This window comes from Phormidesmis priestleyi ULC007 (assembly GCF_003003695.1).
Lineage (GTDB): Bacteria > Cyanobacteriota > Cyanobacteriia > Leptolyngbyales > Leptolyngbyaceae > Phormidesmis_A > Phormidesmis_A priestleyi_A.
This window is the reverse complement of the sequence record NZ_PVWG01000001.1, coordinates 103,634-118,445: the sequence shown is the minus strand read 5'-3', so window position 1 is coordinate 118,445 and position 14,812 is coordinate 103,634. Positions and strand designations below refer to the sequence as shown.

Annotated in this window: 11 protein-coding genes; 1 reads left to right on the top strand and 10 read right to left on the bottom strand. The window is 48.7% G+C overall.

What is annotated here, in order from left to right; genetic code table 11:
- Nucleotides 1-84 precede the first annotated feature (84 nt).
- Together C7B65_RS28625 and C7B65_RS00535 are read right to left on the bottom strand one after the other, a co-directional pair.
- Nucleotides 85-735, bottom strand: coding sequence for a hypothetical protein (locus tag C7B65_RS28625; protein WP_223257250.1), 651 nt, complete (start codon nucleotides 733-735; stop codon nucleotides 85-87).
- A gap of 59 nt (nucleotides 736-794) precedes the next feature.
- The gene (locus C7B65_RS00535; RefSeq protein WP_223257249.1) at nucleotides 795-3,821 is read right to left on the bottom strand and encodes a Yip1 family protein; all 3,027 of its coding nucleotides are present in this window, start codon (nucleotides 3,819-3,821) and stop codon (nucleotides 795-797) included.
- 1,393 nt (nucleotides 3,822-5,214) lie between these two features.
- Between C7B65_RS00535 and C7B65_RS00530 the strand changes: the two genes are divergently transcribed.
- Nucleotides 5,215-7,551: an NACHT domain-containing protein gene (locus C7B65_RS00530; RefSeq protein ID WP_073068966.1), complete on the top strand. Its 2,337-nt coding sequence runs from the start codon at nucleotides 5,215-5,217 to the stop codon at nucleotides 7,549-7,551.
- Nucleotides 7,552-7,726: 175 nt separating this feature from the next.
- Here C7B65_RS00530 and C7B65_RS00525 read toward each other — a convergent pair whose 3' ends face one another.
- From C7B65_RS00525 to C7B65_RS00490, 8 genes are all read right to left on the bottom strand, one after another.
- Nucleotides 7,727-9,148, bottom strand: coding sequence for a BCD family MFS transporter (locus C7B65_RS00525; RefSeq protein ID WP_073068965.1), 1,422 nt, complete (start codon nucleotides 9,146-9,148; stop codon nucleotides 7,727-7,729).
- Nucleotides 9,149-9,197: 49 nt separating this feature from the next.
- Nucleotides 9,198-10,100 carry a tetratricopeptide repeat protein gene (locus tag C7B65_RS00520; RefSeq protein ID WP_181314301.1) on the bottom strand — a complete coding sequence of 301 codons (903 nt, stop codon included), beginning with the start codon at nucleotides 10,098-10,100 and terminating at the stop codon, nucleotides 9,198-9,200.
- A 145-nt stretch (nucleotides 10,101-10,245) separates the two neighbouring features.
- Nucleotides 10,246-11,052, bottom strand: a complete 807-nt coding sequence (locus tag C7B65_RS00515; protein WP_073068963.1) for an alpha/beta fold hydrolase — start codon at nucleotides 11,050-11,052, stop codon at nucleotides 10,246-10,248.
- Between the two features lie 95 nt (nucleotides 11,053-11,147).
- Nucleotides 11,148-12,479, bottom strand: a complete 1,332-nt coding sequence (locus C7B65_RS00510; protein ID WP_073068962.1) for a salicylate synthase — start codon at nucleotides 12,477-12,479, stop codon at nucleotides 11,148-11,150.
- Between the two features lie 243 nt (nucleotides 12,480-12,722).
- Complete coding sequence (locus C7B65_RS00505) at nucleotides 12,723-13,211, bottom strand: SRPBCC family protein (RefSeq protein WP_073068961.1); 489 nt, start codon at nucleotides 13,209-13,211, stop codon at nucleotides 12,723-12,725.
- A 19-nt stretch (nucleotides 13,212-13,230) separates the two neighbouring features.
- A complete protein-coding gene (locus C7B65_RS00500) occupies nucleotides 13,231-14,028 on the bottom strand; it encodes a cyclase family protein (RefSeq protein WP_073068960.1) in 798 nt (265 codons plus the stop codon).
- Nucleotides 14,012-14,356, bottom strand: a complete 345-nt coding sequence (locus C7B65_RS00495; protein WP_073068959.1) for a carboxymuconolactone decarboxylase family protein — start codon at nucleotides 14,354-14,356, stop codon at nucleotides 14,012-14,014. Before C7B65_RS00495 ends, C7B65_RS00500 begins: the two co-directional genes overlap by 17 nt.
- A gap of 60 nt (nucleotides 14,357-14,416) precedes the next feature.
- Nucleotides 14,417-14,806 carry a cupin domain-containing protein gene (locus tag C7B65_RS00490; RefSeq protein ID WP_073068958.1) on the bottom strand — a complete coding sequence of 130 codons (390 nt, stop codon included), beginning with the start codon at nucleotides 14,804-14,806 and terminating at the stop codon, nucleotides 14,417-14,419.
- Between the last annotated feature and the right edge of the window lie 6 nt (nucleotides 14,807-14,812).

Here is a 14,812-nt window from a genome sequence, read left to right as displayed (position 1 = left end):
TTGAGCTGTTTCACCCTGATTTCAAACTAGCGTAATTTGACGATCGTTGCCACCTCCTTAATGCGTGTTTCTAAAAGAAATATGTTACAGAGTCATTGGAGCGATCGGTTCAATATCGGGGTCATATCCCCCAACTTGATTGGTTCGCAACACCCAAACGCTTGCGCCGTGTTCTAGAAAGATTTTGACCACTGTGTCACTAGCCAGACGGGGTAACATCGTCCGCCAACTGCCCAGACCCGCTACCAAATTGCCGATCGGATCATCTTCTAGCGTGCTGCCCAAGTTATACTCGTTTCGCTCCCAAGCTGATTTAGAACCGCCCAAAGGTTGCAGCTTCTGTTTGAGTTCTTCGGCGATCGTCAGAAGCTCTCTAAATCGGTGCGCTTGTTCGGGGTTGTGTTGACTCCATTGCCGCAAAGCGTCTACATTAGCGCGAACCTGCTGCTCCATCTGACGCAGACCCGCAAACAACGCTTGATTAGCATCCTGAGCGCAGTTGTTGGCAGGCCCCACATAAGTGCCGCCAGTGCCATCGCCGATGCGATAGCGAGCCGTCATCACCTCTAGTTGCAGCAGTATCAGATCCAAAGGCGATCGCCGTCCTGTTGCAAAGTCATAAGAACCCGTGAACGCGTCATGTTTAATCAGAATGTCACAGATCGGGCGAGTGCCGATCCAACCAAATTGACGATCGCCCAAATAGCGAGACCAGTGAATTGTCCCCGCAATCACGCCATCTGTATTGTGAGTATAGACTTGTTGATAGTCGAGATCAAAGCGCAGTTCATCGCTTAACGGGTCGCGATCACTTGCGCTAAACCAAAGGCAAAATGCCCAAAGAAAATGGGCGTAGCGGCAGCGGGTTCTGCGTTATTACCGCCAATGCCGCCGTAAACGTGGATCATTAGGGCGCGTGACCCTTCTTCCCAGTCATTGATCACAGTCTGAATCTTTGAAGTCGAACGATTGTTCTGACCTGTGCATAACACAGAAGAAATCCGTCCTTTCTGTGCCTTGATGTCTGCCCAAGACTGCTTACGAATGTAGCGATAAGAGGCTTTGTTGCCAAACACAACTTGATCGGGCTGGAGGCGAAATAGATTGCGCGGTGCTAAAGACTGCACGACAAACATTCCCTGAGCATCCTTTGCGCCGCAGACATACCATCCCGTTTCATTCAGAGGCGACGCTTCTAGACCTCGCGACGTTGAAGAAGAAATGCCATTCGCATCTGCAACAACCTCCGGCAACCGCACGACTTCTGCTGCTCCATCAAACTGACGAGTTGCGCGGTTAAAATGCACGACTCGAAACTGATCAGTTCCAGCAATAGGCTGCACAAATGTCACCAGTGCATAGAATCGCCCAGTGACTTGCACAGGCTGGCTGCGGATGTGGAGCGCGATCGAGTAATCGGGTGAATTGCTCAACTCCTCCACCTCAACCGGATCATTGAGGATCACAAGCATGTCATCGATCGGACGAGAACCCGCCAGCGATTCTAGCGGGCCAACTTGTTGCCAGCGATTGAGGCGATCGGGATGGATCAGCCCTCCATATTTGCTGGAGTATTCTGCATCGACGCTAAAGTGAACATCATGCGTGGTAGCTTTTACCGCATCTTTAACCACTGGAGTATCGACCCAGCGCAGTTTTACAGTTTGTCCGATGAGATGTTCATAGCCTTCAGGGGCATAATGCACTTCAAACAAAACGCCGCGAATGGTGGGTCGATCGTCGCGATTAGGCAAAATCAAACGACCCATCCAAGCTGCGATCGGGCGATACCAAGTCGAGTCAACTGTTTGCTTGAGTGGGTAATAGGCTAAATTATTAAAGGCAGCTTGTTTATAGAGCGCGTAGTTACTCAGCTTAACAGGAAGGGGCTGTTGGGTTTCTAGCAGGTTCCCCGACAAAATTTGCAGAATGATTTCAATCGTTTGTTGCAGATAGCTACGTCCATCTGGCAGAAATGCTTTCGGATCCATGTAGCCACCCGGAACCTGATGCCCTACGTTGCCTGCTGACACGATCGAGATTTTGCCCTTGCGTTGTGCCCGATTCCAGTATGACAATGGATAGAACTTCCGACGACCGGGAAACATGAGCGGCCCCAATTTCTGCACTGAATCCTTGTCGCCAACCAAATGATAGAGATGCTCTAGCTTGAGAAAATTGTTGTTCCCACTCATTACACCCCCCAGAGAAATCACATCAATCGGTGCTTCCAGAGCATGTTTCAAGTAGGGCGCGGAGGCAACTGCCATTTGTCCACCACCACTGTAGCCAATCAGCGTAATTGGGATCGTGCTTCCCGATCGATAGCCGCGATCGACTAAGCCGTTGTGTAGCACTTGGGCAATGCCCTGGTTATAGATAGGGCCGTAGCGTTTATCAGCAGACACCGCCACAATCAAAGCGTTTCGCACATTCACCAGCAAGCCCAGCACGGCTGTAGGATTTGCCCAACGCGTTTTGTCTGCAAGTCTCCATAAAAACGCGAGCGGACGGTCTTCATTCAGGGGCTTGTTCATGACCGAATACATCATCAATCCCCGCACCAGTTTCACATCTTCGGGTAAAGACGGCTCCATTGCGGTCAAAAAATCTTCAACATCGGGAGTATATTCTTCACCCGACTGTCCAACCCCATCCAGGTAAACGACATAGCGAGAAATCGTGCTGTCTGAGGCTTGCTCAGGGTGAGAACGGGTAGCCGTTATCTGGGTCGTGTCTACTTCATCGCCAAACCAGCCAGCCCACCATCCCAAGGTTTCTAGGGGCGCTAACAGCCCAGCAAAGACCAAAGCAACCAAGCCAATCCATCCCAAGTCAAAGATTAACCGGGGGACTCTGGACAGCGTTTGATACCAGCCAAATACCCCGCTCCGAATCGGTCGCAGCAGAATGCCGACCAACACAAACAGCACCACTAAGGCGAGTAAACCCAACAGCAGCTTGATCGGTTTGGGAATGCCGCGAGTTTGGTGAGTTAGCTGAACCAGGGGATCGACTGCACTGGTGCGTTGGGGAACTGTGATCGTCGCGCTTTGTGTAGATTCAGCGATCGCCTGAGTCACGGCTTGAGCCGCTTGAGGATTAGCGCGATCGCTCGCTTCAATCAACTGCTGCACTTCGGGAAGCGTGGTTTGAGAAGCGGTCACGATCGGTGAAGGAGTGGTTTCAAATCGTGATTGCACTCGTTCATTGAGTTCTCGACGATTTGCAGTTAGCTCAACTCCGGCAACGCGATCGGCGATCGTTTTACCTAACCGTGCGATCGGCTGACCAATGGTATTTCCTAGCAGTTCTTTAAGAAACCAACCGAACGCGACATAGCCAAAAGCAAAGCCTTCGCCGATGTTAGCAACGGCACCAAAGCCCACAACCATGGCTAACAAATGCCAGATTGACAAAATTCTTAAAATCGGCAAGCCTAGATGAGGCAATGCTCCTAGAAAGCTAAACAGCAGCGGTGCATAGCTCAACCCTAGGACAATCAATAGGGTCGAAAATGGGAGATGAATCGACGAGGGAAACAAACAAATGACCCAGGTGCTAAACACCAACAACAAAAACTCAAACAGATATAAAATTGCACTGACTAACAGGCTAAAGATGAAGCGAATGGGTTGAACGCGATTGATAAACAGAATGATGCTTTGACCGATCGCTAGCGATAGCCCTGCTAGCAAAACCACGATCATGGCAAGTGTTAATCCCCTTGGTAAAGTCGTGACGGTCTGAAAAATTTCGCCGTTTAGCACAAAGACCCAACCTAGAATTTCCCAAGCGCGATCCATTATCGTAGAAGTCATAAGTTCATCTGTCCGCAAACAACAGGACTGAATCTAATCAAGTATTTAGAAGATTAGCATTGACATCAGTAGACAGACCTAATTATAAGATGCCGCGAACCGCCCTCACCCTAAATCTCTCTCCTTAAGGCTAAATTCCTCTCGTTGGGGCTATCCATGACGCATAAGTATGTAGAAGTGTTGCGGGTATTAGCGTTGCGGGGTCGAGTCTGAGATTTTGAGTCGAAGTTGTTGATCGACTGGAAAGTGAGCAGGATGGGAGATTGGGCTTGCTAAGAAATTAAAAGTTTTCCCTTTCAAGATTTTCGGGCGTTGCTGAATGAAAGTATGAATTGCCCTCTTCACGAAGTGGGGCGAAGCCCTCGCCAAGGAGAAGGGAGTTGTCTTGTTCCCTCGCTCTTTGGGAGAGGGCTAGAGTGAGGGCAAATCCAGGGCTTATTTAACTCACAATCCTAATTTTCCTATTAACCTGACAATGATTGTTTGTGCGGATTGAAGCGCTCACATCGGGTGAGTACACAGTCATTCGTTGCTCCGTTTCAGTCGGCTTCAGCCCCCTAAATCCCCTATTCTGGCGGACTTTGAGCCGAGGCTCCAGTTTCAAAGTCCCTCACTCGTGGGGAATTTAGGGGGCAAAGATCTGGGCAATGACGGAGCAAAGGACTTATGGGTACACCCTACCGCTTTACGTTGGGTCTTTGATTGCCAGGTTAATCAGATCCACTCCAAATTACTCACTCAGTAGGCGCTCTAATACGCAGCTAAAACGACACATTCAGTGGAAGCGAACTGCGATCGTGCCAACATAAGCTTCAATCGACTCCTTAACCTAACTAGTCTTAGCTTCACAGAAACTTTAAGCTTTTCAGCGCGGCTTTACACATCCTTTATACAAGCATTGATCCCCAAAAATTAGCTTTGACACTTGTAACAATCCATACTGAATAATTTTTCTCTGAAGTGGATGATCTGTCTTTAGAAAGAGATATCTATCTCATAGATTTGGTTTATTGAGTACAGTTTTACAAACGTCTCCGATCGGGTAGTAGAGGCGCTAGTCGAGGCTCAATTAAGAGTCGAAACGAGTGAACATCGTCTCTTTAATTTTTGGTGTGAGCATGATTAGAAGTCTTTGAATCTCTCAAAATTTGCAGAGGAAAAGTAGCTCTTGATGCTGGTCAATTTCGCAATCTAACCTGAGTTTCGGCACTCTTTAAAGTTGCAAAGTGGGTCATGTTGATAGCTTGCGTCACTGTTTTGGCAGTCTGTAAAAGCAAGTCTCGATCGCATGGCTCAAGGCATTTCTTTCATGAACAAAACACCAAGACTAGCCCGTCTTGACTCGCGCAGTTGATCAAGTCTGCATAGTCAAAGAGATTAGAGGATAAAATCTATGATGGAACGGATGGGACGATCGCTTCAGGCATCGGCGATCGGCATCGTCAGAGCCAATAAAGCAGCCCTTGTGTTTGCTCGCAAAGCAGACCTTGCAGACGAGCTAGAAATTTCCCGTTCTACCCTCCAAAAGTTTTTTTCTGGAAGACCGATCGGACGAGAAAACTTCCATCAAATCTGTCAACGGTTAAAGCTAGATTGGCGGACGATCGCAGACTTGCCAAACGGTTTGATTGAACCAGATGCCGACCCATCAGCCTGTGAAGATACTAGCGATGAAGATCTTGAAACCCTAGTGCAGTCAATCAAGCAACAAGGACGGGCAAGCATTCAAACTCAGTGCAGCACGATTCGCGTTTTAGATATGTCTCAACCGATCGCGCTGAAAGACATTTACACCCACATCAATATTTTAGAAAGAATCAGTGGGCGGCGGCGAATTAGTCTAGATGAGTTGCTCAAAGGGCTGGCAGAAGAACCGCTCGATCGTCCGTTTTTGAGAAATGTGAGCGAGACGCGGGTTGATGGACTGGAAGCCGTTAACCGATTTGACAAGCTGATTGTTTTGGGGCGACCCGGTGTTGGCAAAACCACGTTTCTCAAATATCTAGCACTGCAATGCAGTTTAGGTGAGTTTCAGGTGCAGCGGGTGCCTATGTTTATCTCCATCAAAGATTTTGCTGAAATGCCAAAGCGATCGGGCTTGCTCGACTACATCAATCAGCAAATCGTGGGCTATGGCAATTCATCTTTGCGAGTGGCAGACTCGCTATTGCAAAATGGGAGAATGCTGATTTTGCTCGATGGGCTAGATGAAGTCAAAGGACAAGACAGCAAATGGGTCGTGCAAGAAGTGCAGCGCTTTTCGATGCAATATCCGCTCAACCAGTTTGTGATGACTTGCCGCATTGCCACCCACGAATATACCTTTGAGAAGTTTACCGAGGTCGAAGTTGCAGACTTTAATCAGTCCCAAGTTTCTGCATTTGTTCATCACTGGTTTGCAAACAAAAATCCTGCTTTGGGAGATTGGGTGATTGAAAAATTGCAGTTGCCTGGCAACCGATCGGTGAGAGAGTTAGCCACCAATCCGCTTTTGTTGACGTTGCTATGTCTGATATTTGAAGACTGCGGCGAGTCTCCGCTCAACCAATGCGAACTCTATAAAGAAGGGCTAGAAATCTTGTTGAAAAAATGGGACAGCAAACGCAATATTGAACGCGAACAGGTTTATCGCAAACTATCCCTTCAGCACAAAGAAGCGTTGCTCAGTCGCATTGCCTGGCTGACGTTTAATCGGGGTGACTATTTTTTTGGAAAAGGTGAATTAAAGCGGCACATCAGCGATTATTTGAGCCAGTTGTCAGACACCGAAGCCTTGCTAAAACCTGTGCATTTTGACAGTGAGGCAGTGCTGAAGTCGATCGAAGCGCAACACGGAATTTTGGTCGAGCGAGCGCGGGGTATTTATTCATTTTCTCACCTCAGTTTTCATGAATATTTTGCCGCACGAGAACTGGTCGATTCTGCTACGCCTCCAGCTTTAGAAACCTCGCTGAAAACCTTGATGAAGCATCTCAACGATCCCCGATGGCGAGAAGTTTTTTTGCTCACCGCAGGCATGATGCATCAACCTACTCAATTGCTGACGTTAATGAAGCAGCAGATCAATCATTTATTAGAAGATTTTCAGCTTCAGCAGTGTCTTTTGTGGATTAGTCAAAAATCTGCCTCGATTTCTGCACTTTATCAGCCTGTTGTGGTGCGTGCGTTCTATTTAGACCTGGAGATGGCTCGGCTCTTAAACTCCGATCGCTTGCTAAATCTTGCCCTTGGGTTAGAGAGCAGTTTGACTCGACAGCTTAACCCTGAAATGGCGTTAGATCTTGCGCTCGATCGGGCGCTTTCGCTGACCAGTCAGATCACTAACATTGCTGATCCAATGAATGCGATGACTCGCGCTTTAAATCGAGCGATCGCCCGTGCTGATAATCTTGACCCCAGCAAGACTTCTGCGCTCACAGATGGTCTGCAACAACTCAAAGATCAACTGCCTGAGCCGCAGGTCTTTAGTGACTGGTGGCACGAACACGAGCAAACCTGGACTGAGCAGCTAAGAATGACTTTGATTTCGTGTCGTGATCTGGGTCATGAATGGCAGTTTAACCCCTTACAAATGCAAAAATTAAAGCAATATTATGCAGCGTGTGGGTTGTTGATAGATTGCTTAAATAGTGTGACGAATCTCACGCTTGATGAACGAGTTGCGATCGAGCAAGATTTTTTACAACCCGTGTCGCAACTCAGGCATCGAGAAGAATACGAGATTGCTTAATCTAACGTCAGTTCGACAGAAGCGGTTCACTTCGATTATGAATTTGGGAAGCCCCCTAAATCCCCCATTTTGGGGGACTTTGAAACTGGAGTCTCCGCTCAAAGTCCCCTACTCGTCGGGGATTTAGGGGGCTGAAGCGCTGAAGAACGAAGCGAAAAAACTTGTCGAACTGACGTTAATCTAGCTCACTTTCTAAGACGGATGCGATCGCAACGCTGGCAGTCGCGCGAAATTCAGTCACGCTGACCCGATTGAGTGCCCAAATTGCAAAGACCATGCCCAAGGCTTGGAAGACAAACACTAGTGCATAAGCCAGCACAGAGTGAGTAAACAGCCCTTTCCCCACATCTAAGACAGCGCCGCCTGTGACAATAGCGATGCCCCGTGCGGTGGCTTGTCCGAGTCCCCAAGCACCCACAAACGTACCTGCGGTCTCAATGGCGGTGAGATCCATCATTAAAGTGATGGTGCCCGTGGTCACTACGCCGTTTGCGATTCCAAACAAGAATAATGAAGCCTGTAGAAATTGCGGATTTGCTGTAAACCCAGCGAGACAAATCAGCCCGACGCTCAACGCCACTAGGCAGCAGCCCAATCTTGCCGTATTGCGTTTCCCGAAGCGTGGCACGACGAGAAAGCCCGTGACCGTCAAGCTAATCAGCGTCCCGATGCCAACAAACGCGTTCAGCTTAGTGCTGTCGGAGACAGACATTTTGAAAATCTGACCACCGTAGGGTTCCATGACGGGATCAATCATGAATAAGCTAATGGTCATCACGACTAGAAAGGTAAAAAACCGCATCGTTTGAGGGCTGGCGGTCAAGATTTTCCAGGCACGAGCGAGGGTAATTCCGTCTTCTCGGTCTGCCACACTAGAGCGAGACGCATATTTAGAATACTGGTTTTCGATCCCAACTGTGGCGAACAGCGACAGCCCGAACACGATCGCCGGGACAATGATAAACAGTCGATTCACCGCTTCTTGCAAGGTCTCGATCGAGGAATCGATCGTCAATTGCCCCAGTAAAACTCCGCTGAGAACTGCCCCAATAATCACCCCAACCATCAGCATCGACCAAACGACTCCGACGAGTTTCGAGCGGTTGTCTTCTTCAGAAATATCGACGAGTAGAGCGGTAAAAGTCGTAGAGCTAGCACTAATGGCTAGACCATAAATGGCAAAAACCAAAGACAGAAGCCCAAGCCAAACACCCGATCGGGGCGACCAAGACCACCCACCTGCCGCTTGCACAGCACTGCCGAGTTGCCACATGAGCTGTACGGCGATAAAGGCGGTCACTGCCAGCACCGCTGTTCCTACCCAGACATATCCAGTGCGGTGATAGCCAAACAGCCGCTTGCTGTCGGAGCGCTGACCAAACCAAATTCGAGCTGGGGAAACAAACAGCGGGATCGCTAGCACTGCGGCGACGATCGTGGCTGGAATCGCCAACTCCTGAATCATGACGCGGTTGAGTACGCCCAGAGTCAAAATAGACATCATGCTCAACCCCATCTGAAATAGACCAAGCCGCATCATGGTTAACAGATTCACTCTAGAACCGTTGGTAGAAGTGTTTGTTTTGTCGTTTATCATTGGGTTTTAGAAAGAACTATTTTCAGTGTTTGCGTTGGGATTTAGTCACTTATTTCACCAACAGATGCGTCATTTGTTTCCACGTTTCTAAATCTCCGTCGTTGGTGATTAACAACTCGTTGAGATCGTCAAAGTCTCGATGAATGCTGTCTTTTAGCGCGGCTACTTTTTGTTGATAGGCAATTAGTTTTTCTGGATTTGAGTGCCCTTGCAGCAGATATCGCCAAAAATAATCAAAGAGATCGATCAGCGTTTGAAACGGCAACACAAGCTGCGGATAGTCGAGCGATCGTAAGTGCGTCTCATAGATGGCACCGTCTCCACAGATGATTAAATATTCTAAATAGTTGAGTTGCACAAACGGATTTTTGGGATGTTGCTCGATCGCAGTTTGCATGAGATTTAATGAGCGATCGGACTGGTTTCGTTTGAGCATCAATAGCGCATAACGCTTCATTGCCCAGGTGTAAGTTGGGTTACGTTGCAAAACGTCTTGATAGGTGCGTTCGGCAGCATCTAGTTGGTGATTTTTTTCTAGAAAATAGGCGTAGTGAGAAAGCGTCCATAAATCATCTGCGTAACCATTGCTCAGTGCTTTCTGATACCATTGCTCTGCCTGATCCATCAGCAGGTTTTTTTCTAGAATATAGGCGTAATAATTTGTACCTTCTGACCGATCGGGCTGTAATTCAAACGCTTGTTGTAAATAAGTTAAAGAAGTTTCACAGTCGTAAGCTTTGCCATAGCATTGACCGATTCCATAATAGTAATCTGCCATCTCTTGCCGTTGCAGTAAATATTGATAGAGCGGCAGCGCAATATTATAAAAATCGCGATCGCGCAGCACCTCTGCGGCTTGTGCGATCGTGTTGATCGAATAGTCTTGGTAGACCTTCAAAATCGTGTGGTGTTCTTTTGCATCAACTAATTTCATTAGGGGTGTGCTTTGCATCGTGATCTCCTCAAGGCATACATTTAACGAAGAAAGGGACGCGGGATCAGAAGGCATCCCTTGAGTTTTCTGATCCCAACGTCCTGTGGCTCAATCGGTTCCGCAGGTGATGATTATCCACCGCGTCGCAGGCTTGATAATCGGCTTAGGTTGGGCACGTCATCAATGAGGTAGTCTGCAAAAAATTGATCAACACTGCTGCGATCGTGTCAGCTTGTTCGACCTGAACATAGTGACCACCACCCGGAACAATCACTAACTCTGCTTGGGGAAGTTCTCGCTGCAACAGCTTAGATTTGCGGGGGGAAATGATTACGTCATCGTCTCCGGTAACGATCGTGATCGGCAGAGTTAATTGAGACAGTGAAGGACGTAGATCAACCTGGCTTAAATCCATAAAATCATTGGCATCCGGGGATAGCCGCAGATGCTGAAACTCCTTGAGTACTAGTTGCTTAAGAGCCTCTGGAATCTCAGGTGCAAAACTCTGTTCGAGGGTTGCATAGTCCCAGTTTTGGGTCGTTGCCTGATGCAGAAACTCGGGATGGAGTTGAATGCAGGCAGAAGTCGCAATCAACATTAAGCGATCGACCCGATGGGGATAATTCAGCGCAAACTGAAGCCCTAACAAACCTCCCGCAGAGTGCCCCACCAAACAGACAGAGTTGCGGATTTCTAGAGCATCGAGGAATGCGTTGAGAAAGTCTGCGATCGCGCTAACAGAACTCAACACAGTGCCGCTAGATTTACCGTGTCCGGGGAGGTCGATCGCCACCAGAAAAACGCGGTTTGGCAGCGACTTCTCAAACCAGGCTTTGAGCATCGGTTCCCAGTGGCGACTGCTTCCCCCAGCCCCATGCACTAGCAAGACAAGTTGATCAGCACTAGAGGTTGGCAATCCCCAAGGTGCAAGATAATGGGTTTCTAGCCCGCTACATTGAACAAGTGGCATAGTACCAAGTTGGTTTGTGAATATGACAGATTCGCCGTAGTAGGGGCATAGAATGCCGTGCCCCTACCGATGTTTGGTCGGTTGCAATGCACCCATTAATCCTTTTCTGGCTGCATCACCAGATTTGATAACATCGTGTTCATCTTGTTGATAGATTCGACATATTCTTTCTCTGGCACCGACTCTGCAATAATGCCTGCACCAGCGTTGAGATGGACAGAATCGCCATATTGATAAACCGATCGAATGGCGATCGCTAAGTCAGATTCGCCTTTGCTATTGACCCAGCCGATCGCACCTGCATAGATGCCGCGAGGTTCGTCTTCTAAGCGATCGATCCACTCTAGAGCGCTGTGTTTGTTGATGCCCGATACTGTGATGCCAGGGAACAACACTTTCATCGCATCCCAAAGGGTTTTGTCGGGCTTCAACTGTCCGCCGACGCGCGATGAGAGATGCTGCACTGTTCGGTATTTTTTGACCTCCATGAAGTCAAAAATCTGCACTGTTTCAGGCACACAGACTGAGGCAATTTCTTCTTGAGCTAACAGAATGGACAGCGCGTGTTCTTTGACTTCTTTAGCATCGGTGAATAGCTCATTGTGCAACTGGGCATCGGCTTCGAGGTTGCTGTCGCGAGGGCGAGTTCCGGCTAGCGGATTGGTGACTACAAACCCGTCTGCGCTAGACTCCATGAAGATTTCGGGGCTAAACCCAACGGCACTCACATCGCCAATTTTGAGGCAGTAAGACCGAGCTGCATTGTTGCTTTTGGCACCTAATGAATAGGTTCCTAACACATCCATATCGCCTTTGACTTTGACCGATCGCGAGACGATCGCTTTTTGCAATTCACCCCCTTGAATAGCGCTGACTAGTTTGCTGACTCGCGATTGATAGTGTTCGCTATCGGCAAAATCAACCACTGGCGGAGTTGCCACATAATCAGCTAGCTTTGTGTCAGCCGACAGCGCTTTTTGAACTTTTTCGGGTGACTTAAGACTGCGAATATAAACCCCTCGTGGAGTGCTATAAATTTCCGTTTCGGGCACCATGAACTGCACGATCGGTTGCTCGATCGACTTGGAGTAAGGATAATAAAACCGGGAGACATCAAAGCTGACATAGCCATAGGCAGTCCAGTTTTCGACGGGCAACTCTGCCAACAGCAACTCAATTTGTTTAAGGGGATCGCGGACTGCTTTTGACTGCTTTTGACCCAAATAATTCATCTCAACTGTGTCAGGGGTGACGGTGACTTGCGCCAGTGCGTTGCCAGCAATTCTCACTTCGTCGCCATCTTGATACATCACATAGTCAGAAATAATCTGGGCAGCGAGGAGATTTTGCAAGATCATTAGGGCATCTTTCTGACCAGGCAAAAAGATTTCATGATACGCAACGAGATCGGTTTTTAACTGATACATGAGGGTTACATCTCCTGAATGAATGTCAGATTAATTCCGTTTAATACCTACTTCAACTGAACGTTCAACCGACAACAACGGGTTGAATCACGAACTTCTTTCGATCATCATGGCTGAGATCTTCGCCCCCTAAATCCCCCATGAATAGGGAATTTTGAGCCAAGCGTTCCGATCTCAAAGTCCCCCAAAATGGGGGATTTAGGGGGCAGAATCCGACTGAAACGGAGCGATAAACGATTGTGACTAAACCGCGATCGCTGCCAGTGGCTTCAAAGGTGCAGCCCAGGCTTCAACTTTTTCTTTAATGGCTTTCATCTGAGTGCGAGTGTTGCGATTCAAAAACGATTCCATTTGTTCGTGAGTCCACTTGCAATCGTCGTGGACTTCAAAGGTCTGCATCCATTTCATGACGACTCCCACGTTTTGAGGCAATTCCTCATAAGTCCAGTGGATTTTCATGTCTTTGAAGGGGAAGGCTTTTTCGATGCGTTCGGCAGTGGCTTGTCGTCCCGGTTTGTCGATGATGCGGCGAGAAGTCCAGGTGCGGGAAGGGCGATCGCCCTCAGGAAACGTGGTCAAGCTAAAGATCACTTCGTTGCCGTTGCGCTCTAGCACTTCTGATTTTGAGTATTCGGTAAACAGTTCTGTCCACAGTTCGATCGTGTTGGTTAAATCAAACACGGTGTCGAAATCTCGCAGAATTACGATCGAGTTTTCGGTATAACCAGGCATTGCAAAATCCTCCTGAAATTTATGGATCTACTAATCCGACTGCCCTGACCCAACTCGCGTCTAGCCCTTTGACTTTGAGGGGAAAACACGCCACCTGAAATCCGGTGTCTGGGAGTTGGTCGAGGTTAGCTAAACGTTCGATTTGGATGTATTCGCATTCGCGACCGTAGAAGTGAGCGGGCCACAGACAGCCGCGATCGCCCGTGCGCCAAAAGTCTTCGAGCATGGTCACAAACGGACGATCGAAGCCATAAGTGTCGATGCCGATGACTTTGATGCCTTGCTGTGTCAGCCAAGCAGTGGCTTCGCGACTCATCCCTGGTGCGTCAGAGAAATATTCTCGTTTGCCCCATAAGCGATCGGTGCCTGTCCAGATCAAGACGATATCGAGAGGTTGCAGTTTGTGTCCGGTGGCATCAAGCGCGACTTGCAAATCTTCAACCGTGATGAAGGCACCTGCGCTTTTATGACGCAAATCGAGCCGCACACCGGGCGCAAAAAACCACTCTAACGGCAACTGATCGACCGATTTTGACGGTTGCCCTTCACACTCAGCACCATAGTGAATCGGAGCATCAATGTGAGTGCCCATGTGAGTCGGCAGCGTCACCGTATCGAGCGTGATAAACGCCGAATCGGGAAAATCTTCGGGATACAACCGACGCGGATCAGCAGGTTGCTTGGCAGCGTTGCGGGTTTCGACTTCGTGGCAAAACTGCTTGGCACCCTGAACGTGATCTAATCGCTCCGCCTTCATTTTGAGCGGTTCGGAGGGAGAGTTTTCGACCAAAACACTGAGATCAACCAATCGCTGCACTGACCACCTCCTTGCGAGAAGTAGCGCGACGAGTTTCGATCGTCTCGATCGCGTCGATCGCCTGATCCAATGCCATGTTGGTGTCGGTGATGCCGACGATCGGCAGTGCCAACAAGATCGAGGCAACAATTTCTTCTTTGGTGGCTCCTTCGTTCATGGCGCGTTCGACGTGTGTATCGATGCCGCGTAGACCACGAGCCGCCGCAAAGATGCCCAAGATAATTAGCTCGTTGGTCTTCTCATCAAGCGGTGAATATTGTTTGACCGACTTAGCTAGATCAAAAAAGCTTTGAGCAACAGCAGGCGCGTCTTTCATCATGTTCTTCATGGTCGTTGTCTCCAGTAATTAATGAGTAGTTGGAAAAAGTTGAAGCAGTACAATCGCTAATCATTCGTGAAGAATGTGTCCATCTTTGGGAGAGGGAGCGAGCGGTCCGGCGGCAAAGACCACGCGGATTTCTTCATCGCCAGTGTTCTCGATCGAGTGCACTGTTCCCTGCGGCGTTAACACCGCTTCACCCGGTTGAAATGGCATCACACCAATACCGTCGAAGGTGATCTGTCCTCTGCCTTGCAACACATAAAAGCACTCTTCGCCATGAGGGTGAGCATGACGAATCACTCTGCCGCCGACGGGAACAGTTGCAGTTCCCATAATCAAGTGCGCCGATTGCACACTGGTTGGCGAAATTAGAACGTGAATCTCGCCGCCGCGATCCTCGATCGTCGGCACGTCTTTGGCGCTGGTGACGAGTTGTCTAAGTTGTTGGGTAGTCATAAGGAT

Bases quoted from the DNA above. Each gene is read 5' to 3' on its own strand.
- C7B65_RS00535 (WP_223257249.1), bottom strand. From the start codon at position 3,821: ATGACTTCTACGATAATGGATCGCGCTTGGGAAATTCTAGGTTGGGTC.
- C7B65_RS00530 (WP_073068966.1), top strand. From the start codon at position 5,215: ATGATGGAACGGATGGGACGATCGCTTCAGGCATCGGCGATCGGCATC.
- C7B65_RS00525 (WP_073068965.1), bottom strand. From the start codon at position 9,148: ATGATAAACGACAAAACAAACACTTCTACCAACGGTTCTAGAGTGAAT.
- C7B65_RS00520 (WP_181314301.1), bottom strand. From the start codon at position 10,100: ATGCAAAGCACACCCCTAATGAAATTAGTTGATGCAAAAGAACACCAC.
- C7B65_RS00515 (WP_073068963.1), bottom strand. From the start codon at position 11,052: ATGCCACTTGTTCAATGTAGCGGGCTAGAAACCCATTATCTTGCACCT.
- C7B65_RS00510 (WP_073068962.1), bottom strand. From the start codon at position 12,479: ATGTATCAGTTAAAAACCGATCTCGTTGCGTATCATGAAATCTTTTTG.
- C7B65_RS00505 (WP_073068961.1), bottom strand. From the start codon at position 13,211: ATGCCTGGTTATACCGAAAACTCGATCGTAATTCTGCGAGATTTCGAC.
- C7B65_RS00495 (WP_073068959.1), bottom strand. From the start codon at position 14,356: ATGAAGAACATGATGAAAGACGCGCCTGCTGTTGCTCAAAGCTTTTTT.
- C7B65_RS00490 (WP_073068958.1), bottom strand. From the start codon at position 14,806: ATGACTACCCAACAACTTAGACAACTCGTCACCAGCGCCAAAGACGTG.